Source organism: Agromyces larvae, assembly GCF_022811705.1.
In the GTDB taxonomy this organism is placed as follows: Bacteria; Actinomycetota; Actinomycetes; order Actinomycetales; family Microbacteriaceae; genus Agromyces; species Agromyces larvae.
In genome coordinates, this window is record NZ_CP094528.1 from 1,295,031 (window position 1) to 1,315,262 (window position 20,232).

Consider the following 20,232-nt stretch of genomic DNA (forward strand, 5'->3'; position numbering starts at 1 on the left):
CGCGATCACTCGCCGGTCTGCCACCAGGTCTCCGCCGGGCCGACCGGCGTCGCGCGCTTGTGGCGCGTCTGCAGATACCGCTGCTCGAGTCGCCGCGCCACGTCGGGGTCGATCTGCTCGCCCTCGAGATACGCGTCGATGTCGCGGTAGGACAGGCCGAGATCGACCTCGTCGGCCTGTCCGGGGGCGTGATCGAGCAGGTCCGCCGTCGGCGTCTTCAGCGAGAGCCGCTCGGGCGCGCCGAGATGCTCGAGCAGGGCACGCCCCTGCCGCTTCGTGAGCCCCGACAGGGGAATGACGTCGGCACCGCCGTCGCCGAACTTCGTGAAGAACCCGGTGACCGCCTCGGCCGCGTGATCCGTGCCGACGACGAGCAGCCGGCCCTCCCCCGCGATCGCATACTGCGCGACCATCCTCAGCCGGGCCTTCACGTTGCCCTTCCCGAAGTCGCTCAACGGTCGGCCGATAGCCTCGAGGTAGTCGGCCACGACCCCGTCGACGCCGCCGTGGATGTCGAACGTGACGACCTCCGGCGCCTGGATGAACTCCAGCGCCAGCTGCGCGTCGTCCTCGTCGCGCTGCACCCGATACGGCAACCGCACGGCGACGAACCGCGCTGCCCGGCCTTCGGCTGCGAGCTCGGTCACCGCGAGCGTGCACAGTCGACCGGCGAGCGTCGAATCCTGCCCGCCACTGATGCCGAGCACGAAGCCCGCGGCGCCCGAGGCGATCGCGTAGTGCTTCAGGAAGTCGACACGACGGCGGACCTCGCTCGCCGGATCGATGCTCGGGTGGACGTCGAGTTCTCGGATGATGCGTTCCTGCAGGGCGTGCATGGGTCGACGATACTGCCCGGATGTTTCGTGGGCGCTACGCGCTCCGCCGACGTCGATCGGCGCGGGCCCCTCTGCTCGTGTCCCCCGGAGGGCTCCGCGGCGGCGCCCGGGGCGGTTCGGTAAGCTGTCGGAGTCGGCCCCCGTAGCTCAGCGGATAGAGCAGCAGCCTTCTAATCTGTCGGTCGCAGGTTCGATTCCTGCCGGGGGCGCCGAATCGGCCCGCGAACGGCCGTGTCGGATGCGGCCGGTAGACTCGCCGCATGGCAGGTGCTGCGGATCGACTCGTCTGGATCGACTGCGAGATGACGGGCCTCGACCTCGAGGTCGACGAACTCGTCGAGATCGCGGTGATCATCACCGACTACGACCTCCAGCCCGTCGACGAAGGGCTCAACATCGTCATCAAGCCCGATCCGAGCGCCCTCGAGTCGATGAACGACTTCGTGCGCCGCATGCACACCGACTCGGGGCTCATCGAAGAGATCCCCAACGGCGTGAGCGTCGCCGATGCCGAGTACCAGGTGCTCGAGTACGTGCTGCGGCATGTCCCCGAGAGCCAGCGCGCACCGCTCGCCGGCAACTCGATCGGCACCGATCGTGCATTCCTCGCGAAGTACATGCCGCGCCTCGACGGCCACCTGCACTACCGCAACGTCGACGTCTCCTCCATCAAAGAGCTCGCGAAGCGCTGGTTCCCGCGCGTCTACATCAACGCGCCGGCCAAGAACGGCGGGCACCGCGCCCTCGCCGACATCCTCGAATCCATCCGCGAACTCCAGTACTACCGGCGTGCCGCGTTCGTCGCAGATCCGGGCCCCACCACGCCCGAAGTACAGGCGATCGCCGCCGACGTCGTGAACGAGTTCGCAGCCAAGGTGGTGTAAGCTCGTTGAGTTGCCATGATCGCCCCACGGTCATGACGCATGGTGGGTATAGCTCAGTTGGTAGAGCGCCTGGTTGTGGTCCAGGAGGTCGCGGGTTCAAGCCCCGTTACTCACCCCAAGAGCGCCCGAGCGGTGCAGCATCCACACAGGCCGGTCGCGGGTTCAAGCCCCGTTACTCACCCCAAGAGCGCCCGAGCGGTGCAGCATCCACACAGGCCGGTCGCGGGTTCAAGCCCCGCCACTCACCCCAAGAGCGCCCGAGCGGTGCAGCGTGAACGGAGCAGTTCGTGGAACTCGACGCTGACGCCTTCGAGGCCATCGTCGTCGACGAGCTCGACCGGCTCCCCGACGACATGGTCGACGGGCTCGACAACGTCGTCTTCGTGGTCGAGGACCGGCCCGAAGACGGCTCCCTCGACCTGCTCGGCCTGTACGACGGCACCGCGCTCACCGAGCGCGACCGGTACGGCTTCGGCGAGATGCCCGATCGCATCATCCTCTACCGCGAGTCGCTGCTCGCGATCTGCGCCGACGAAGACGAGCTCCGCGACGAGATCCACATCACGCTCGTGCACGAGATCGCACACTTCTACGGCATCGACGACGACCGGCTGCACGAGTTGGGCTGGGCGTGACGCCGCCCCGGGTTAGCCTGTCTGCATGAGCCTCAGACCCGGCCGCATCGTCGGCATCCTCGTCGGCGCGGTCGCGATCCTGGGGATTGGCGTCTACGGCCCGGCGATGCTCCTGGGGCCTCTTCCAGCGGCAGCGGTCACCACCGCGACGACCACGGATGCGACGCCTCCCGCCGCGGTCGAGCTGCCCATGCCCGCCGTCGGCCAGAGCGCCATCGCCGTCGTGGGCGACGACGGCGAGGCGTTCCTGCTCGCGCAGTCGGGCGGCGACGACACGGTGCCGATCGGCGGCGCCGCGAAGCTCGTCACGCTGCTCGTGACGCTCGATTCGTTGCCGCTCGCGGCCGACGAGGACGGCCCCGGCATCACGATCAAGCCCGCCGACTACACCGACTATCTGCGCTACCGCGACGAGGACTCGCGCACCCTCCAGGTCTCGCCCGGCGAGACCTGGACCGAGCGCGACGTGGTGCGGGCGGTGCTGTTCGCGTCGAGCAACAACCACGCCGACACCCTCGCACGGTGGGCGTTCGGCAGCGTCGAGCAATACGTGACCGCCGCCAACGCCTGGCTCGGCGATCACGGGTTCACCGCCACGAAGGTGGCCGACGCGACCGGGCTGTCGGGCGACAACGTCGGCACGGCGGCCGAGCTGACCCGACTCGCCGCGCTCGCGATGTCCGATCCGTCGCTCGCGGCGCTCCTCGACGGTTCGGCGTCCTCGGCCCCCACCGCCCGGCAGGTGCCCGATGTCGTCGCGCGCCTCGGCGACGTGGGGGTGCGGGCGATCACCCGCAGCTACACCGACCCGGCGGCGATCACGTTCCTGTTCACCGCCGAGGTGGCGAGCGGAGCATCCGACGCATCGAACCGGTTGGTCGGCGCGATGCTGCTCGTGCCCGATTACGAGACGCTCGACCCCGCCGTCACCGCCGTCGTCGAGGCGGCCGCGGCTGCTGCGGCGCCGATCGAGCTCATCACGGCGGGCACCGCGTACGGTTCGGTGAGCACCGCGTGGGGAGCCCGGGCCGATCTCATCGCCTCCACCACCCGTGCCGGCACCGGCTGGGCGGGCGCGACCGGCGCCGCGACCGTCACCGTCGAACCGTTCACGACCGCGAGCTCGAGTCGAGAGATCGGGCGCGTCACCGTGCCCACCGGTGCGGGCGAGGTCGGCTCGCCGCTTCGACTCTCGGCCGACATCGACGACCCGGGGCCGCTCTGGCGGCTCGCGAACCCGTTCGCGATCATCGGCGCGTTCGCGGCGAACCAGGACTGATCCGCCGCGGCGGCGGCTCAGTCGTTGTCGTCCTCGTCGAACTCCACCGGGTCGGAGTCGTCGGCGTCGAAGCGGAACCGCACCCGCAGTTCGCTGCCCACGCTGCGCTCGTCGACGGCGTCGTACCAGAACAGCGATTCGAGACCGTCGACGGCCGCGACCATGCCCACCCGCTTCTCGGGCTTGCCGCCGACCAGGGCCCGCCGTTCGAAGTCGCCCTCGAGCGGCCCGTCGATGAACTCGGCGACGTACTGTCCGCCGGCTTGCGCATCAGTCATGTCGCTACGCTACGCCGGTGCGCGCTCCTCGCGCACGGTCGGCCGGCGCGAGTCGCCCTCATTCGCCGACGATCCGCACGATGAGGTCCGCGGTCGCCCTCGGGCGTCGGGCGGCGTACCGACGCCACTGGGCGTCCCACATCGTCCAGTACGGGTCGAACCCGCCCGCGTCACGTCGCAGCGCCCTGGCCCGGCGCTCGGAGTCGGGTGCGTCCAGCCAGACGCGCAGCACGCCGCTCCGTCGCCCGGCGACTGCCGCGAACGCTCCGCACCCCTCCACGATCGTGCGTCCACGGCGGGGGAACTCCGCGACCGAGCCCGCGCGATGCGACGCGGTCCAGTCGAAGACCGGCCGGCGGCCCGCCCGCCCCGCCGCGAGCGGCCCGATCAGTCCGATGCGCGCGAGCTGTGCGCCTCGGTCGAGCCCGTGCCATCCGGGGTACACGTCGTCGAGCCGCAGCACGCGCACGGGGCCCGGCCGGGTGGCCGCCAGCGCATCCGCGAGCGACGATTTGCCGGCACCGCTCGGTCCGTCGATCGCGATGACCGAGGCATCCGCTCGCCTGGCGGCGCGCTCGACCGCGGCGCGCACCTGGATGCCCGCCGGCGCACCGTGCGCGGTCGCGGAGCCGCTCCGATCGCGCTCCGGGCGAGCGCTCACGCCCACACCGGATGGAACGTGCCGGCGGCGACGGCGCCCCCAAGTGCGATCACCGCGACCGCCACTGCGACCGCGACGAGCACCAGATCGGCGGCACCGACGCGCGACTCCCGCGCCCAGGTGCGCGGACGATCTGCGCCGAATCCGCGCGCCTCCATCGCGGTCGCGAGCTTCGACCCGCGCCGGATCGCGAGCACGAGCAATGCGAACGCCATCGTGGCGAAGCGGCGCAGCACGCCGTGATCGCCGATGCCGCGGGCGCGCCGCGACAGGGCCATCGCCCGCCAGTCCTCGAGGAACAGGCCCACGAGTCGGGCGCCCGCGAGCGCACCGAGCACGAATCGGCTCGGCAGATGCCAGACCTGGGCGAGGCCGTCGGCGAGCGCGGTCGGGTCGACGTCGATGAACAGGAGCACGGCCGGCAGCCCCACGGCGAGCACCCGCAGCGTCACCGCGATCGCGAGCTCGATCGACCCGTCGGTGATGCGGATCAACCCGATGTCGACGTACACCGCGCCCGACGGCCGGCCGTACAGCAGCATGCTGACCCCGGCGATCGGCGCAGCGAGCAGGATCGGCCAGACCCGCTTCGCGATGGTCGGCAGCGAGAGGCCCGCCCCGGCGAAGAGCACGAGCTGCAGGACCAGCGCGATCGCCGCGCTCACCCAGTCGACGGTGAAGAGCAGCGGGGTCGTCATGACGATGATCGCCGCGAGCCGCGTCACCGGGTTGACGCGCGCCAACAGGCGCAGCCGCCGACGCCGACCCGGGCCGTCGGCGCGTCGACTGTCAGCGGGTGAGCCGCCCACGTCGGTCGTCTCGCCGACACCGGTGCGCTCGTCGAGGCTCATGCAGCCACCCCCGCGGTGCCGGAGCCGTCGGCCCCGCCGTCCCTGCCGGCGCCGGCGGGTGCGGCGGCCAGGGTGAGGAGGTGATCGCCGAGCGCTTCGACGTACGCACGGTCGTGCGTGACCGAGAGCAGGGTGACCCCCTCGGCGACGAGTTCGCGCAGGATCGTGACGAGTTCGATCCAGGTCAGCCGGTCCTGGCCGAAGGTGGGTTCGTCGAGGATGACGACCCGCGGTCGGGCGACGAGCACGGATGCCACGGTCAGCCGACGCTGCTCGCCGCCGCTCAGCGTGAACGGGTTCGCGTCGGCGAGGCGGTCGAGGTGGAGGCGGTCGAGCACCTCGTCGACCCGGCGGCGGGCCTCGGCGTGCTCGAGACCCAGCGCGCCTGCGGCGACCGCGGTCTCTTCGCGCACGGTGCGGGCCACGAACTGGTGCTCGGGTTCCTGGAACACGGTGCCGATACGGGTCAGCAGTTGCTTCGAACGCCAGGCGATGGGGTCGCGTCCGAGGCCGGCGGCGAGCGATTCGGATGCCTCGACACGGCCGTCGAGCGCAGGAAGCAGCCCTCCGAGCGTAAGTGCCAGGGTGGACTTGCCGGCTCCGTTCGGCCCGGTGAGCACGGTGGACCGGCCGGAGGGCAGCCCCGCGTCGATGCCGCGACGCAGGACGCGGCCGCGGGTGCGGCCGATCGCGAGCCCGTGAGCGGCGAGTTCGACGGCCGTGCCGGGCGCGACGGGCGTCGCCGCGGGGACGGGCAACGGCACGCCGGGGACCCACACCCCTGCCGCGAGCAGTTCGTCGCGGTGCCGTTCGAGCACCGCAGCGGGCTCCCCGTCGGCGATGAGTCGTCCGTCGCGTCCGAACACGAGCACTCGACCGACGAGGTCGACCCAGACGTCGACGCGGTGCTCGACGACGACGAACGTCGACCCGGTCTCGTCGAGCACGCGGCGCACGGCGTCGCGGACTTCGGCGACCCCGGCCGGGTCGAGGTTCGCCGTGGGTTCGTCCAGCAGCAGCAGACCCGGCTGCATCGCCAGGGTTCCGGCGAGGGCCAGTCGCTGCTTCTGCCCGCCCGAGAGCCGGCCCGTCGGGTGGTCGAGCGGCACGTCGAGGCCGACGGCGTCGAGTGCTCGACGCACCCGCGGCCAGATCTCGTCGCGCGGGACGCCGAGGTTCTCGCACGCGAAGGCCACGTCGTCACCGACGCGTGCGAGCACGACCTGCGAGTCGGGATCCTGCAGCAGCAGTCCGACTCGTCCGCGTGCGTCGCGGGAGTCGTGCTCGTCGATCAGCAGTCGCCCGGCCGACTCGCCCTCCTCGTCGCCGCCGTGAACGCCGGCGAGCGCGTGCAGGAACGTCGATTTGCCGCTGCCCGACGGGCCGACGACGAGCACCCGTTCGCCGGGCTCGATCCGCAGGTCGAGCCCGGCGATCGCCCAGCGCAGCCGTCCCGCGTGACGCCATCCCCAGTCGTGTGCGGCGACCGTGGCGGGTGCGACCCGGAGTGCGGTCACGTCAGACCCGCTTCGTCACCGACTGGCCCGCGGCGAATCGGTTCAGCGCGCCCGTGGCGGCCAGACCGCGCACGATCAGCCAGCCGAGCAGGCCGGCGAGCACGGCCCCCGAGACGAGGATGGTGCCGAGGTAGAGCGCGAGGAATTCGCCCGACTTCTGCAGGTTCGCCGAGGTGAACAGCTCGAGCGTCCACGCGCCGAGACCGGCGACGGCGCCCGCGAGCACGGCCACGATCGGCCCGAAGCTGCGGTAGGCGAAGATCGCGAACACGAGTTCGGCGCCGAGGCCCTGCGCGAGCCCCGAGTAGAGGGTCTCGATGCCCCACTGGTTGCCGACGATCGCGGAGACGATCGCGGCGAGCACCTCGACGTAGAGCGCGGCGCCGGGCTTGCGGATGATCAGACCGCCCAGCACGCCGCCGATGAGCCAGATGCCGACGGCGATGCCGCCGAGGCCCGGTGTGAGCGCGTCGGCGGCGGAGAACCAGGCGTAGCCGATGTTGTTCCAGATGAGGAACAGCAGACCGGTCGCGATGCCGACGACGCTGGCGACGACGATGTCGACGACCCGCCAACGCAGACGACGGTTCCCGGTCGAGACGCTGCTGGATTCGGTGATGGTTGCGTGCACTGGTCGTGCCCTTTCATTCGATGGAAAGCGGCACGGGAACGAGATGCGATGCCCTCCCTGCGCTGGCATGACCCAGATCAGGTTCGACGGTCGAAGGTTGGAGAACCTTCCTCTCAGCCCGGCTCACCGGACTCCCGTGTTCAGGGCACGAGTATACGCGCGAGTCGGCCCGCGCCGGGCCACTCGCGCATCCGGCGCAACAGTTCAGTGCTTCAGCGCGCGGATGACCCACCGCAGTGTCTTGCCGAGCGCCCAGACGAACGGCGTGGCGACGAGCAGCAGCCCGATGACGTTCGGCTCGAAGCGCACGTCTCCGTCACGTCCGACGTATGCACCGAGCGGAATGGAGACGCCGCCACCGCCGCCCCCGGAGCCTTCGCCGTGGCCCTGCCGGTCTTCGCCGACATCGCCTTCACCGCTGCCGCTTCCGCCGCCGAAGCCGTAGTAACCGAGCGCGACCGGCACGATGGTGGAACCTCCGACGTCGACCGGGTCGCCGTACGAGGTGCGGACGCCGACACCGGCGACCTTGTCAGCCAGGTCGAGCACGAGATCAGTCATGTGCGCAAGGCTAGCGAGCCGCCGGTCGCCCGGCCACCCCTTGCGGTCGAGCGGCTCGCCGGTCCTCGGACGTGCGAGGCGAAGCATCCGGGCGAGCGATGGCGCACCCACCGCCGCTGGGTCAGTCCCCGTCGCGCAGCCGGCGCGTCACCTCGGATCGCACGTCGACCGGGCGGCCGTCGTTCTCGGCGTCGTCGTCCGCGCGGCCCGCTCCGGCGGTGGTGCGCTTGCCGCGCACGAGCGCGGCGGGCCGCACCGCGCCGCGCCCGAACCGGGCGGTGACCTCGTCGATCGCCCGTTCGGCGTCGCGCCAGTCTTCGTCGGGATCCCAGAGCAGGGCGCCACCGCCCGCGGGCCGCAGTTGTTCGGCGCGCACGCCGATGAGCCGCACTCGCGCACCCTCGCCGATCAGCCCGGCGAGCGCGGCGGCCGCCTCGTCGTAGATGCGACGGCCGACATCGGTGGGCTCGGGCAGCGTGCGTGAACGGGTCAGAGTGCGGAAGTCGCCGTAGCGCAGCTTCAGCGACACCGTGCGCGCGACCAGGCCGGCCCGACGCAGCCGTACCGCGACGTCGTCGGCGAGTCGCAGCAGTTCGCGACGGATATCGTCTGGCTCGACGAGATCGTACGAGAAGGTCGACTCGTGGCCGATGCTCTTCTCTTCGCGGCCGGTCAGCACGCGACGCGGATCTTCACCGGCGGCCAGGCTGCGCAGACGTGCGGTGAGCGCGGGCCCGACGGCCCGTTCGAGCGCGTCGGCGGGCATATCGGCGACATCGCCGATGGTGCGCAGGCCGAGTCGGGCCAGCGACTCCTCGGTCACTCGGCCGACCCCCCAGAGCGCCGAGATCGGAAGCGGGTGCAGGAACGCGACGGTGTCGGCGGCGGGTACGACGAGCAGTCCGTCGGGTTTCGCACGGCCGGATGCCACCTTCGCGACGTACTTCGTGGCGGCGACGCCGACCGAGCAGGTGAGCCCCGTCTCGGCGCGAACGCGTTCGCGGATCGTCCACCCGATCTCGGCAGGGCTGCCGTGCAGCCTTCTGGCCCCCGAGACGTCGAGGAACGCCTCGTCGATCGAGAGCTTCTCAACCCGTGGCGTGATCGACTCGAAGATCTCCATCACCCGCTTGGAGTACTTCGCGTAGCTCGCGTAGTCGCCGCGAAGCACGATCGCGTTGGGGCATTTGCGCAGCGCCACCGACATCGGCATGGCGGAGTTCACCCCGAACTTGCGGGCTTCGTAACTCGCCGCCGAGACGACTCCGCGCCCCGCGGTACCGCCGACCAGCACCGGCTTGCCGCGGAGCTCGGGGCGCCGCAACAACTCGACCGACACGAAGAACGCATCCATGTCGACATGCAGGATCGGCGTCGCCGAATCATCGACGGGGCCGGTCGTCACCTGACGGGCCGAGCCATCCTGCTTGCTCACGATTCGACGCTATCCCGACCCACTGACACCCGCCGACGCATTCGCCTCCGCAGACTCCGGCACTGATGCGCCCCTGGCATACCCGAGCGCAGAGCACCCGCACCGCCTCCGGCACTGATGCCACACGCGCATCAGTGCCGGAGGCGCAACCCAACCAGGCACCGCAACCCATGCCACACGCGCATCAGTGCCGGAGGCAACGGAGGTCAAGGGCGCGGCGGGCTCGGTGCGGCCCCGGTCCCCGCTCCTCCGCGCGATTGCGCCGGGGCGCGCTTCCACCGGCCGGTGCTCGCGCCTCGGCTGGCGGATCACTCGCGAGGGGCTACGCCTGCGCGGCGCGCTCCAGGACGAGTTCGCGCACGCGCGCGGCGTCGGCCTTGCCCTGCATGGCCTTCATGACCGCGCCGATGACCGCGCCGGCGGCCTGCACCTTGCCGTCGCGGATCTTCTCGAGCACGTCGGGCTGGGCCGCGAGCGCCTGATCGATGGCCGCGATCAACGCGCCGTCGTCGGAGACCACCGCGAGACCGCGGGCATCGACGACCTGCTGCGGCGAGCCTTCGCCGTCGATGACGCCCTCGAGCACCTGCCGGGCGAGCCGGTCGGTGAGGGTGCCGTCCTCGACCAGCGCGGCGAGCTCGGCGACGTGCTGGGGCGACACGAGGCCCGAGGCATCCGTCTCGCGCTGGTTCGCGAGGCGCGCGATCTCACCCGTCCACCACTTGCGCGCGGCGGCGGGCGTGGCGCCGGCAGCGACGGTCTCGGCCAGCTCGTTCAACATGCCCGAGTTCGCCACGAGCTGGAACTCCTCGTCGGTGAAGCCCCACTCGGCCTTGAGCCGGCGCCGACGCGCGGCCGGCGGCTCGGGAAGCGCGGCGCGCAACTCCGCGATGAGCTCCGCCGACGGCACGACGGGCAGCAGGTCGGGCTCGGGGAAGTACCGGTAGTCGTCGGCGTCGGACTTCGGACGGCCCGGGCTCGTGGTGCCCGAATCCTCGTGCCAGTGCCGGGTCTCCTGCGTGATCGACCCGCCCTTCGCGAGGATCGCCGCCTGACGCTGGATCTCGTAGCGCACCGCACGCTCGATCGAGCGGAACGAGTTCACATTCTTCGTCTCGGTGCGAATGCCGAGCTTCTGCTCGCCGCGGGGGCGCAGCGACACGTTCGCGTCGCAGCGCAGATTCCCGCGCTCCATACGCGCCTCCGAGATGCCGAGCGCGAGGGCGATGTCGCGAATCGTCGACACATACGCGCGCGCCAGCGCGGGAGCATCCGCCTCGGCACCGAAGATCGGCTTCGTGACGATCTCGACCAGCGGCACACCCGCGCGGTTGTAGTCGACGAGCGAGTACTCGGCGCCGTGGATGCGACCCGTCGAGCCGCCGACGTGCGTGAGCTTGCCCGCGTCCTCCTCCATGTGGGCGCGCTCGATCGGCACCTGGAAGACTTTGCCGCCGTCGATCTCGACCTCGACCGAGCCCTCGTACGCGATCGGCTCGTCGTACTGCGAGATCTGATAGTTCTTCGCGAGGTCGGGGTAGAAGTAGTTCTTGCGGGCGAACCGGCTCGACTCGGCGATCGAGCAGCCGAGCGCGAGCCCGAGCGAGATCGACTTGCGCACGGCCTCGCCGTTCACCACCGGAAGCGACCCCGGCAGGCCGAGGCACACCGGCGAGACCAGCGTGTTCGGCTCGGCGCCGTGGTACTTCGCGTTCGCCGGGTTCGGGGCCGGCGAGAACATCTTCGTCTCGGTGTTGAGCTCGACGTGCACCTCGAGGCCGATGACCGGCTCGAACAGCTCGAGCGCCTTGTCGTAGTCCATCAGTTCGGCGCGGGCCATCAGACGGCACCTTCCTCGGTCGCGAGCAGCTCATGGGTGGACAGGTCGGGTGCGCGGTCGAGCAGGCGACCGCCCCACTCCGCGGTGAGCAGCTGCTCGAGCGCCCCGCCCACGTTGTACAGGCGGGCGTCTTCACGCGCCGGCGCGAGGAACTGGATGCCGACCGGCAGGCCGTCCTCGGGCGCGAGCCCCGCGGGCACCGAGATACCGGGCACACCCGCGAGGTTCGCGGGGATCGTCGCCACATCATTCAGGTACATCGCCAGCGGATCGTCGAGCTTCTCGCCGAGCTTGAACGCCGTGGTCGGGGCGGTGGGAGTGGCGAGCACGTCGACCTTGGCGAACGCGGCGTCGAAGTCGCGCTGCACGAGCGTGCGCACCTTCTGCGCGCTGCCGTAGTACGCGTCGTAGTAGCCGGCCGACAGGGCGTAGGTGCCGAGGATGATGCGGCGCTTCACCTCGGGGCCGAAGCCCGCCTCGCGGGTCGCCGCCATCACCTGCTCGACCGTGCCGCCGCCCTCGGGCGTCACCCGCAGACCGAACCGCACCGAATCGAACTTGGCCAGGTTCGAGCTCGCCTCGGCCGGGAGGATCAGGTAGTACGCCGCGATCGAGTGCTCGAAGTTCGGCGCGCCGACCTCGACGATCTCGGCGCCGTTGCGCTCGAGCAGGTCGAGTGCCTCATGGAATCGCTGGCGCACGCCGGCCTGGAAGCCCTCGGAATCGAGCTCCTTCACGACGCCGATGCGCAGGCCCCGCACGTCGGCATTGCGCACCGCTTCGGCCATCGACGGCCACGCGTCGGGGATCGACGTGGAGTCGTGCGGGTCGTGCCCCGCGATCACGTCCTGCAGCAGCGCCGCATCGAGCACCGTGCGCGTCACCGGGCCGATCTGGTCGAGGCTCGACGCGAGCGCGATCGAGCCGTAGCGGCTCACCGCGCCGTACGTCGGCTTCACGCCGACCGTGCCGGTCACGTGCGCGGGCTGGCGGATCGACCCGCCCGTGTCGCTGCCGAGCGCGAGCGGCGCCTCGAACGCGGCGACCGCCGCCGCCGAGCCACCGCCCGAACCACCGGGGATGCGCTCGAGGTCCCACGGGTTGAACGTCGGACCATAGGCCGAGTGCTCGGTCGACGAGCCCATCGCGAACTCGTCCATGTTGGTCTTGCCGAGCGGGATGAGCCCCGCCTCGCGCACCTTGCGCACCGGCGTCGCGTCGTACGGCGGCACCCAGCCCTCGAGGATGCGGGAGCCCGCGGTCGAGGGCATGCCCCCGGTCACGAGCACGTCCTTCACGGCGATCGGCACGCCCGCGAGTTCGCCCAGCGGTTCGCCCGCCGCGCGACGGCGGTCGACCTCGGCGGCGTCGGCGAGCGCACGCTCGCCCGCGACGTGCAGGAACGCATGCACCGCGCCGTCGACGGCCGCGATGCGGTCGAGATGCGCCTTCGTCGCCTCGACGCTCGACACCTCGCCCGCGGCGAGCTTCGCCGCGAGCGCGGAGGCATCCAGCCTGGTCAGTTCGGCGCTCACTGCTCCTCCCCCAGGATCGCGGAGACCACGAACCGGCCGCCGTCGGCCTCGGGCGCACCCGAGACGGCCTGCTCGGCCGTGAGCACCGTATCGCCCACGACGTCGTCGCGGAACACGTTCTGCATCGGGATCGGGTGGCTGGTCGGCGGCACGTCGGGCGTGGCGACCTGATTCACCTGCTCGACCGCCTGCATGATCTGGCCGAGCTCCGTCGTGAGGTGCTCGATCTCGTCCTCGGTGAGCGCGATGCGGGCGAGGTTCGCGAGATGCGCGACCTGCTCCGCACTGATTTCGGACATGCTGCTCCGTCGTCTCGGGATGGGGATCGATCAATCCTACCGAGCGCCGCCTCGCGGTCGGCGACTCACGCATCGACGCCGAACAGCCCGTCGCCGTACTGATGCAGCAGCCGATAGGCGTCGGCGTACGTCTCGGGCTCGGGCTCACCCGCCTTGCCGTACTTCGCGATAAGCAGGCCCAGCAGCCCCTTCGCGGGCGGGCTCAACGGCTTGTCCTTGTGCGCGTGCGCCGGATGCGGGGCGGTCGCCTCAGGATTGGGCGGCACGTACTGCGGGTGGGTCACGGGCCAGGCATCGGGATGCCTCGGGGCCGGCAGGTTGACGACGTTGAACAGGTCGTTCGCGCCGTCGTCGCGCTGCGTGAGCGGCTTCAGTCCGTGCAGCCGGCAGAGCGTGGCGATGACCGCGGCGTGGTGCATCTCGTCGTGGATGATCGTGCCGGCCTGGGTGTACGCCGACACCGCGATCGTCGGCACCCGGCAGCCGAGGCGGTCGAAGGTGAAGCCCATCTCCCCCGGCTCCCCGTCGGCGTGCGGCGGCCGCCCGGCCGGCGGCACCACGTGGTCGTACGTGCCGCCGTGCTCGTCGAACGTGATGAGCAGCAGCGTGTTCACCGCGTTCGAGCCGTCGGGTGTGCGGCTGGTGCGGATCGCCTCGTACACCCGGTGCACCAGCGCTTCGCCCGCACGGACGTCGCTGAGCGCGCTGTCGACGATCTCCTCACCGCCCACGTCGCTCTCGCGGAGCTTGCCGACCGGCGGATGGAAGTCGTTGTGGTTGTAGATCATCCGCGGCTCGATGAAGGCGTACGCGGGCAGGGTGCCCTCCGCGGCATCCTGCTCGAACCGATCCATCGTCGCGAAGTGGTCGGTGCGCCAGTAGCGCTCGAGCGCCGGCGCGTGCAGCACGCCGGTGAAGGAGACGAGCTGCAGGTCGTCGAAGTAGATCCGCCAGCTGAGGCCGGCGTCTTCGAGGCGGTTGAAGATCGTCGGCGAAGCATCCGCATCGAGCCATTTGTCGTACCCGCCGTGGTGCTTGTTCGTGACGAAGCCGTGCGAGGTCGACGCGTGGAAGAACGACCGGTTGCAGAACGTCTGCGACGGCACCGCGCAGTGCCAGGCGTCGAACACCGCGAAGCTCTTCGCGAGCGTGGAGAGCACGGGCAGCATGTCGGGCGAGAAGGAGCCCATGATCTGCCGCAGGTCGTCGGCCGTGGGTGAGCCGCCCTGCTTCAGCCGCTCCCAGTTGATGGCGTAGTCGCGCACGAACCCGTCCATCGTCGCGGCCGCACCCGGCGGCGGCGCGTTGTACGGGTCGCTCATGTCCTCGATGTACAGCTCGGCGTTCGTCTCGGGGTCGACGGTGCCGAAGAGCTGGGTGTTGACATGCGGGTACTCCTCGCCCGGGTCGGGATTCGGCCGCCCCATGATCTCGTCAGTGGCGCCGTCGTAGACGTGCGCGGCGATCACCGAACCATCCGGAGCCGGATTCGCGTACTCGCCGAACGCGAGCCCCTCGAACCGCTCGCCCTCGGGCAGCGAGTCGGGCGTGTACAGCCAGCCCAGCAGGTTGTCGAACGAGCGGTTCTCACCCATCAGCACGACGACGTGGTCGAACCCCGGCTCGCTGCGCGGCTGCAGGGCGTCGAAGTCGTCGGCCCCGCGGTCGAATCCGGCCCGGTAGCCGAGCGTCGCGCCGGCCGCCGCGCCCGCGGCGCCCCCGATCACGGCACCGGCTGCGGCCGCGCCGCCGATGCGCAGGAAGTCGCGTCGGCTGGCCGCCTTCGTCTGCGCCGACGCGTCGAGCGGGCCGGGTGCTTCAGACGAACCGGATGCCTCGGGCGAGTCGGATGCCTCATCCGCATCGTGTTCGTCGGATGCGCCGCCCCCGCGTCTCATCCCACCATTCTGTGCCGCCGGGCGCCTGCGGCTCTAGTGGCCGTGCACGCGGACCTCGTCCGCCGCCCTGCACCTTGCGTAGGAGATCGTCGCCGACACGCCGCGTCGGGTCCGGCCTCGACGGCGTGTCCGCGAGCATCTCCTACGACCTGCACGCGCCCAGCGGACGCACGGCGGGCGCCGGGCGGACGCCGTGCGGGCGTCAGGCGTCGAGCGCGGCCGGACCGTCGGTGACCAGCACGCGGAACTGGGCCGCGTCGAGCACCCGGATGCCGAGCTCTTCGGCTTTGGCGAGCTTCGACCCCGCGCCGGGGCCGGCCGCGACGAAGTCGGTCTTCTTCGACACGCTCGAGGCGGCCTTGCCGCCCGCGGCGATGATGGCCTCCTGCGCGCCCTCGCGCGTGTAGCCGTCGAGCGAGCCGGTCGCGACCACGGTGAGGCCGGCGAGCACGCCGCCCGCTTCGGCGGCGGCGCCCGGCCCCGGGTGCCCGGGCGTCGACCACTGCACTCCGGCCGCGCTCCACCGGTCGACGATCTCGCGATGCCAGTCGACGTCGAACCACTCGACGACCGCGTCAGCGATGATGCCGCCGACGCCCTCGACCTGGGCGAGCTCGTCGCGGGCCGCCGCCCGGATCGCGTCGAGCGACCCGAACCAGTCGGCGAGCGCCCGCGCCGCGACCGGCCCGACGTGCCGGATGTTGAGCGAGACGATGAGCCGCCACAGCGGCTTGGTCTTGGCCTTCTCGAGCTCGGCGACGAGTTTCGTCGCCGCCTCGGACGGCAGCAGTTCGCGGTGGTCTTTGCGGATGCCGGCCGCTCGCCGCTCGGCTGCGGTCAGCTGCTCGGTGCCCGGCGGGTAGGTGATGCGCACCTTCTGGAACGGCGCCCGCCGAATCGGCGCCCCGGTCGCCTCGTCGACCTTGGGCTCGCCGGTCTCGGCGTCGCGGACGACGACCTCGATCGGCACGAGCTCGTCGACGGTGAGGTCGAACAGCCGCGCCTCGGTCACGAGCGGCGGCACCTCGGGAACGACGGGCTGGGTGAGGGCGGCGGCGGTCACCTCGCCGAGCGCCTCGATGTCGAGCGCGCCGCGGGAGCCGATGTGCTCGACGCGGCCGCGCACCTGGGCGGGGCACGCGCGCGCGTTCGGGCAGCGCAGGTCGATGTCGCCCGCTTTCATGGGGCGCAGCGTCGTGCCGCACTCTGGGCAGGTCTCGGGCATCTGCCACTCGCGCTCGGTGCCGTCGCGGAGCTGTTCGACCGCGCCGAGGATCTCGGGGATCACATCGCCGGCCTTGCGCAGCACCACGGTGTCGCCGATGAGCACGCCCTTCGCGCGCACGACGTCCTGGTTGTGCAGGGTCGCCTGGCGCACCGTCGACCCGGCGACCGTGACGGGCTCCATGATCGCGTACGGCGTCGCCCGGCCGGTGCGCCCGACCCCCACCGCGATGTCGAGCAGCTTCGTGTACACCTCTTCGGGCGGGTACTTGTAGGCGATCGCCCAGCGCGGTGCGCGGCTGGTGGCGCCGAGCTCGTCGTGCAGCGCGAGCTCGTCGATCTTCACCACGATGCCGTCGATCTCGTGCTCGACGTCGTGCCGGTGCTCGCCCCAGTGCTCGATGAACCCGGCGACGCCGTCGATCGAGTCGAACACCCGAGTGTGCGGCGAGACCGGCAGCCCCCAGCCCGCGAGCAGGTCGTAGATCTCGGACTGCGCGCCGACCGGCGGGGTCTGCCACGCGCCGATGCCGTGCAGGTAGAGCGAGAGCCGGCCGAGCCGCTCGCGCATGAGTTCGAGCTGCTGCGCCGACTTGTTCTCGCGGCGCTGGCGCAGGCTGCCGGCCGCGGTGTTGCGCGCGTTCGCGAACTCGGGGAACCGCACGGGCACCTGGTCTTCGGGGCGACCACGGGCGACCTGCTCGGCGACGTACGCGGCCTGCAACTGGTGCTGCCGCTCGTTCAGCGCCTCGAAGTCGGCCGAGCGCAGGAACACCTCGCCGCGCACCTCGAAGAACGACGGCCACCCCTCGCCCGACAGCCTCGCCGGGATCGCCGGGATGAACTCGATGTTCTCGGTGATGTCTTCGCCGACGCGCCCGTCGCCGCGGGTGGTCGCCGTCTCGAGCACGCCGTCGCGGTAGGCGAGGCTGATCGCGAGCCCGTCGATCTTCAGCTCGCTGAGCCAGTGCACGCGCCGCCCCGCGGCATCCTGCGCCTTGTTCGCCCAGTCGCGGAACTCGTCGACGCTGAACACGTTGTCGAGACTCAGCATGCGCTCGGCGTGCTCGTGCGGCGGGAAGCCCGCCGAGACCACGGTCGCGCCGACCTGCTGGGTCGGGCTGTCCTGCCCGACCAGGGCCGGGAACGCCCGCTCGAGCGCCTCGAGGCGATGGAATGCGGTGTCGTACTCGGCGTCGGAGAGCGGCGACACGCCGTCGCCGTAGTAGGCGAGCCGTGCGGTCTCGATGCGCTCGCGCAGCGCCTCGGACTCGGCGTGCGCAGCTTCGAAATCGGCGGGGATGTCGCTCACATCGCGTGTCTCGCTCACGCACCGATTCTAGGGACGGCCTCCGACACGCATCGGCGCCGATCAGCCCGGAGCGGGTGCCTCAGGCCGGAGCCGGCACCGCCGACACCGTGCGGTCGATCGTGCACTGGCCGAGCACGCGGGTGCCGACGTAGACGACCGCGGTCTGGCCGGGTGCGACGCCGTCGAGCGGCCGGTCGGGGCGCACGACGAGCTCGGCCGTGCCGGAGGCATCCGCGTCTGAAGCTTGCGCGACGAACGCGACCGCCGGAACCGGGTCCGCGTGCGCGCGGATCTGCACCTCGCATGCGAACTCGTCGCCGGGCGCGGTGACGAGCCCCGACTCCACCGGGTCGGCGCCCGCCCAGCTGAACCGGGAGCCCGCGATCTCGGCGACGGCGAGCGCCTCCTTCGGGCCGACGACGACGGTGCGCTCCTTCGGACGAACCTCGAGCACGAATCGGGGCCTGCCGTCGGGCGCGGGCGTGCCGAGGTGCAGGCCGCGGCGCTGGCCGACCGTGTACGCGTGCGCGCCCTCGTGCGAGCCGACGACGGCGCCGGTGCGGTCGACGATGTCGCCCGGCGCGGTGCCGACCTTCTCGGCGAGCCAGCCCTTCGTGTCGCCGTCGCTGATGAAGCAGATGTCGTACGAGTCGGGCTTCTGCGCGACGCTGAGGCCGCGGCGCGCCGCCTCCTCGCGGACGAGCTGCTTCGACGGCGTGTCGCCGAGCGGGAAGTACGCGTGCGCGAGCTGCTCGGTCGTGAGCACTCCGAGCACGTACGACTGGTCTTTCGCCTCCGCGCTCGCGCGGTGCAGCTCGCGGCGGCCCGAGGCATCCGTCGTGATCTTCGCGTAGTGGCCCGTGGCGACCGCGTCGAAGCCGAGGGCGAGCGCCTTCTCGAGGAGCGCCGCGAATTTGATGCGCTCGTTGCAGCGCATGCAGGGGTTCGGCGTGCGGCCGGCCGCGTATTCGCTGATGAAGTCGTCGACGACGTCGGCCTTGAACCGCTCGGAGAAGTCCCACACGTAGTACGGGATGCCGAGCACGTTCGCGGCGCGCTGCGCGTCCATCGAGTCCTCGATGGTGCAGCAGCCGCGGCTGCCGGTGCGCAACGTGCCGGGCATGCGGCTGAGCGCGAGGTGCACGCCGACGACGTCGTGACCGGCCTCGACGGCGCGCGCCGCCGCGACGGCGCTGTCGACACCGCCCGACATGGCTGCAAGCACTCGCATGGGTTCCAGTCTACGAACCCGCCCTGACAGGACGCCGGATCATCGCGGCGGCGGCTCAGCGGTCGAAGGACGTCGCGCGGGCGGCCAGGCCGGCGCGGCGGGCGCGTTCGAGCGCGGCGGGCAACGCGGCGAGGAGCGCATCGACGTCCGCGTCGGTCGAGTCGTGGCCGAGGGTGATGCGCAGCGCCCCGCGCGCGTCCTGCTCGGTGCGGCCCATCGCCATGAGCACGTGCGACGGCTCGGGCACGCCGGCCTGGCACGCCGACCCGGTCGACACGGCGACGCCCGCCGCGTCCAGCAGGAACAGCAGCGAGTCCCCCTCGCAGCCCGCGAACGCGAAGTGCGCGTTGCCGGGGAGTCGCCCGGCGGGGTCGGCGTCGCCCGACAGCGTCGCGTCGGGTGCGACCGCCGCGACCCCGGCGATGAGCCGGTCGCGCAGGGCCGCCATGCGTCCGGCGTCGGTCTCGCGCACCGCCTCGACGGCGGTCGCGGCGGCGGCGAACGCGGCGGCGGCCGCGACATCCTGGGTGCCCGAGCGGATGCGACGCTGCTGACCGCCGCCGTGCAGCAGGGGTTCCACGCGCGCGCTGCGGTCGAGCACGAGCGCGCCGATGCCGGCCGGGCCGCCGATCTTGTGCGCCGAGACGCTGAGCGCGACGAGCCCGGCGCCGGGCGGCGCATCCGTCGCGGCGCGCAGGTCGCGGAAGCGGATGGGCACCTGCCCGTACGCCGCGATCGCGTCGACGTGCAGCGGCACGCCGGCGGCCGCGCAGCGCGCGGCGACCTCGGCGACGGGCTGGATCGTGCCGACCTCGTTGTTCGCCCAGAGCATCGAGACGAGGGCGACGGATGCCGCGTGCCGGCGCAGCTCGTCGGCGAGCGCGTCGAGCCGCAGCCTGCCGACCTCGTCGACGGGGAGTTCGACGACCTCGGCGCCGTCGTGCTCGGCGAGCCATTCGACGGTGTCGATCGTGGCGTGGTGCTCGCCCGCGGGCACGACGAGGCGGGGGCGCGGGGCATCCGTCTGCCGTTGCCACCAGAGCCCCTTGATCGCGAGGTTGACGGCCTCGGTGCCGCTGCCGGTGAAGACGACCTCGATCGGGTCGGCGCCGAGCGTCGCCGCGACGTGTTCGCGCGATTCCTCGAGGAGCCGCTTCGCGGCCTGCCCGGGCGAGTGGATCGACGCGGGGTTGCCGACGACCGTGAGCGCCTCGGTGAGCGCGGCGATCGCCTCGGGGCGCATCGGCGTGGTCGCCGCATGGTCGAGGTAGACCATCGCCCGCCCTTCCGTCTCGCCCGATCGGGCGTGTCGCCCGCACGAACTA

At 71.7% G+C, this 20,232-nt stretch carries 18 protein-coding genes, 2 tRNA genes and 1 riboswitch; of the genes, 5 read left to right on the forward strand and 15 right to left on the reverse strand.

Annotated elements, in window-relative coordinates; genetic code table 11:
* Positions 1-5 precede the first annotated feature (5 nt).
* Positions 6-836, reverse strand: a complete 831-nt coding sequence (gene nadE, locus MTO99_RS06025; RefSeq protein ID WP_243557813.1) for an NAD(+) synthase — start codon at positions 834-836, stop codon at positions 6-8.
* 136 nt (positions 837-972) lie between these two features.
* Here nadE and MTO99_RS06030 point away from each other — a divergent pair.
* The 5 genes from MTO99_RS06030 (at position 973) to MTO99_RS06050 (ending at position 3,634) form a co-directional block, all read left to right on the forward strand.
* Positions 973-1,045, forward strand: a tRNA-Arg gene (locus tag MTO99_RS06030).
* 51 nt (positions 1,046-1,096) lie between these two features.
* Complete coding sequence (gene orn / locus MTO99_RS06035) at positions 1,097-1,720, forward strand: oligoribonuclease (protein WP_243557815.1); 624 nt, start codon at positions 1,097-1,099, stop codon at positions 1,718-1,720.
* Between the two features lie 42 nt (positions 1,721-1,762).
* Positions 1,763-1,838: transfer RNA gene (locus MTO99_RS06040), tRNA-His, on the forward strand.
* A gap of 169 nt (positions 1,839-2,007) precedes the next feature.
* On the forward strand, positions 2,008-2,355 hold the full coding sequence (locus MTO99_RS06045) for a metallopeptidase family protein (protein ID WP_243557817.1): 348 nt from the start codon (positions 2,008-2,010) through the stop codon (positions 2,353-2,355).
* A gap of 25 nt (positions 2,356-2,380) precedes the next feature.
* On the forward strand, positions 2,381-3,634 hold the full coding sequence (locus tag MTO99_RS06050; protein WP_243557819.1) for a D-alanyl-D-alanine carboxypeptidase family protein: 1,254 nt from the start codon (positions 2,381-2,383) through the stop codon (positions 3,632-3,634).
* 17 nt (positions 3,635-3,651) lie between these two features.
* Here MTO99_RS06050 and MTO99_RS06055 read toward each other — a convergent pair whose 3' ends face one another.
* The 14 genes from MTO99_RS06055 to MTO99_RS06120 all read right to left on the reverse strand — a co-directional run bounded on the left by MTO99_RS06055 (position 3,652) and on the right by MTO99_RS06120 (position 20,183).
* Positions 3,652-3,912 carry a hypothetical protein gene (locus tag MTO99_RS06055; protein WP_243557821.1) on the reverse strand — a complete coding sequence of 87 codons (261 nt, stop codon included), beginning with the start codon at positions 3,910-3,912 and terminating at the stop codon, positions 3,652-3,654.
* A 58-nt stretch (positions 3,913-3,970) separates the two neighbouring features.
* Positions 3,971-4,573, reverse strand: a complete 603-nt coding sequence (locus MTO99_RS06060; RefSeq protein WP_243557823.1) for a nucleoside/nucleotide kinase family protein — start codon at positions 4,571-4,573, stop codon at positions 3,971-3,973.
* Positions 4,570-5,424 carry an energy-coupling factor transporter transmembrane component T family protein gene (locus MTO99_RS06065; RefSeq protein WP_354002516.1) on the reverse strand — a complete coding sequence of 285 codons (855 nt, stop codon included), beginning with the start codon at positions 5,422-5,424 and terminating at the stop codon, positions 4,570-4,572. The genes MTO99_RS06060 and MTO99_RS06065 overlap by 4 nt, the downstream gene beginning before the upstream one ends.
* On the reverse strand, positions 5,421-6,941 hold the full coding sequence (locus tag MTO99_RS06070) for an ABC transporter ATP-binding protein (RefSeq protein WP_243557825.1): 1,521 nt from the start codon (positions 6,939-6,941) through the stop codon (positions 5,421-5,423). The genes MTO99_RS06065 and MTO99_RS06070 overlap by 4 nt, the downstream gene beginning before the upstream one ends.
* A gap of 1 nt (position 6,942) precedes the next feature.
* Positions 6,943-7,572: an ECF transporter S component gene (locus tag MTO99_RS06075; protein WP_243557827.1), complete on the reverse strand. Its 630-nt coding sequence runs from the start codon at positions 7,570-7,572 to the stop codon at positions 6,943-6,945.
* A gap of 37 nt (positions 7,573-7,609) precedes the next feature.
* Positions 7,610-7,720, reverse strand: a riboswitch (TPP riboswitch).
* A 56-nt stretch (positions 7,721-7,776) separates the two neighbouring features.
* Positions 7,777-8,133: a hypothetical protein gene (locus MTO99_RS06080; protein WP_243557829.1), complete on the reverse strand. Its 357-nt coding sequence runs from the start codon at positions 8,131-8,133 to the stop codon at positions 7,777-7,779.
* Positions 8,134-8,254: 121 nt separating this feature from the next.
* Positions 8,255-9,568 carry a DNA polymerase IV gene (locus MTO99_RS06085; protein ID WP_243557831.1) on the reverse strand — a complete coding sequence of 438 codons (1,314 nt, stop codon included), beginning with the start codon at positions 9,566-9,568 and terminating at the stop codon, positions 8,255-8,257.
* A gap of 322 nt (positions 9,569-9,890) precedes the next feature.
* On the reverse strand, positions 9,891-11,408 hold the full coding sequence (gene gatB / locus MTO99_RS06090; RefSeq protein WP_243557834.1) for an Asp-tRNA(Asn)/Glu-tRNA(Gln) amidotransferase subunit GatB: 1,518 nt from the start codon (positions 11,406-11,408) through the stop codon (positions 9,891-9,893).
* Positions 11,408-12,943, reverse strand: coding sequence for an Asp-tRNA(Asn)/Glu-tRNA(Gln) amidotransferase subunit GatA (gatA, locus tag MTO99_RS06095; protein WP_243557836.1), 1,536 nt, complete (start codon positions 12,941-12,943; stop codon positions 11,408-11,410). The genes gatB and gatA overlap by 1 nt, the downstream gene beginning before the upstream one ends.
* Positions 12,940-13,242: an Asp-tRNA(Asn)/Glu-tRNA(Gln) amidotransferase subunit GatC gene (gatC, locus tag MTO99_RS06100; RefSeq protein ID WP_149161785.1), complete on the reverse strand. Its 303-nt coding sequence runs from the start codon at positions 13,240-13,242 to the stop codon at positions 12,940-12,942. Before gatC ends, gatA begins: the two co-directional genes overlap by 4 nt.
* Before the next feature lie 65 nt (positions 13,243-13,307).
* Complete coding sequence (locus MTO99_RS06105) at positions 13,308-15,140, reverse strand: alkaline phosphatase family protein (RefSeq protein WP_243557838.1); 1,833 nt, start codon at positions 15,138-15,140, stop codon at positions 13,308-13,310.
* A 202-nt stretch (positions 15,141-15,342) separates the two neighbouring features.
* Positions 15,343-17,694, reverse strand: a complete 2,352-nt coding sequence (gene ligA / locus MTO99_RS06110; RefSeq protein WP_243557840.1) for an NAD-dependent DNA ligase LigA — start codon at positions 17,692-17,694, stop codon at positions 15,343-15,345.
* 61 nt (positions 17,695-17,755) lie between these two features.
* Positions 17,756-18,907: a tRNA 2-thiouridine(34) synthase MnmA gene (gene mnmA, locus MTO99_RS06115; RefSeq protein WP_243557842.1), complete on the reverse strand. Its 1,152-nt coding sequence runs from the start codon at positions 18,905-18,907 to the stop codon at positions 17,756-17,758.
* 55 nt (positions 18,908-18,962) lie between these two features.
* On the reverse strand, positions 18,963-20,183 hold the full coding sequence (locus tag MTO99_RS06120; RefSeq protein WP_243557844.1) for a cysteine desulfurase family protein: 1,221 nt from the start codon (positions 20,181-20,183) through the stop codon (positions 18,963-18,965).
* Positions 20,184-20,232 lie beyond the last annotated feature (49 nt).

Excerpts from the sequence above, each read along its gene's own strand:
- nadE (WP_243557813.1), bottom strand. The coding sequence starts at position 836 with ATGCACGCCCTGCAGGAACGCATCATCCGAGAACTCGACGTCCACCCG.
- orn (WP_243557815.1), top strand. The coding sequence starts at position 1,097 with ATGGCAGGTGCTGCGGATCGACTCGTCTGGATCGACTGCGAGATGACG.
- MTO99_RS06050 (WP_243557819.1), top strand. The coding sequence starts at position 2,381 with ATGAGCCTCAGACCCGGCCGCATCGTCGGCATCCTCGTCGGCGCGGTC.
- MTO99_RS06055 (WP_243557821.1), bottom strand. The coding sequence starts at position 3,912 with ATGACTGATGCGCAAGCCGGCGGACAGTACGTCGCCGAGTTCATCGAC.
- MTO99_RS06065 (WP_354002516.1), bottom strand. The coding sequence starts at position 5,424 with ATGAGCCTCGACGAGCGCACCGGTGTCGGCGAGACGACCGACGTGGGC.
- MTO99_RS06080 (WP_243557829.1), bottom strand. The coding sequence starts at position 8,133 with ATGACTGATCTCGTGCTCGACCTGGCTGACAAGGTCGCCGGTGTCGGC.
- gatB (WP_243557834.1), bottom strand. The coding sequence starts at position 11,408 with ATGGCCCGCGCCGAACTGATGGACTACGACAAGGCGCTCGAGCTGTTC.
- gatC (WP_149161785.1), bottom strand. The coding sequence starts at position 13,242 with ATGTCCGAAATCAGTGCGGAGCAGGTCGCGCATCTCGCGAACCTCGCC.
- MTO99_RS06105 (WP_243557838.1), bottom strand. The coding sequence starts at position 15,140 with ATGAGACGCGGGGGCGGCGCATCCGACGAACACGATGCGGATGAGGCA.
- mnmA (WP_243557842.1), bottom strand. The coding sequence starts at position 18,907 with ATGCGAGTGCTTGCAGCCATGTCGGGCGGTGTCGACAGCGCCGTCGCG.
- MTO99_RS06120 (WP_243557844.1), bottom strand. The coding sequence starts at position 20,183 with ATGGTCTACCTCGACCATGCGGCGACCACGCCGATGCGCCCCGAGGCG.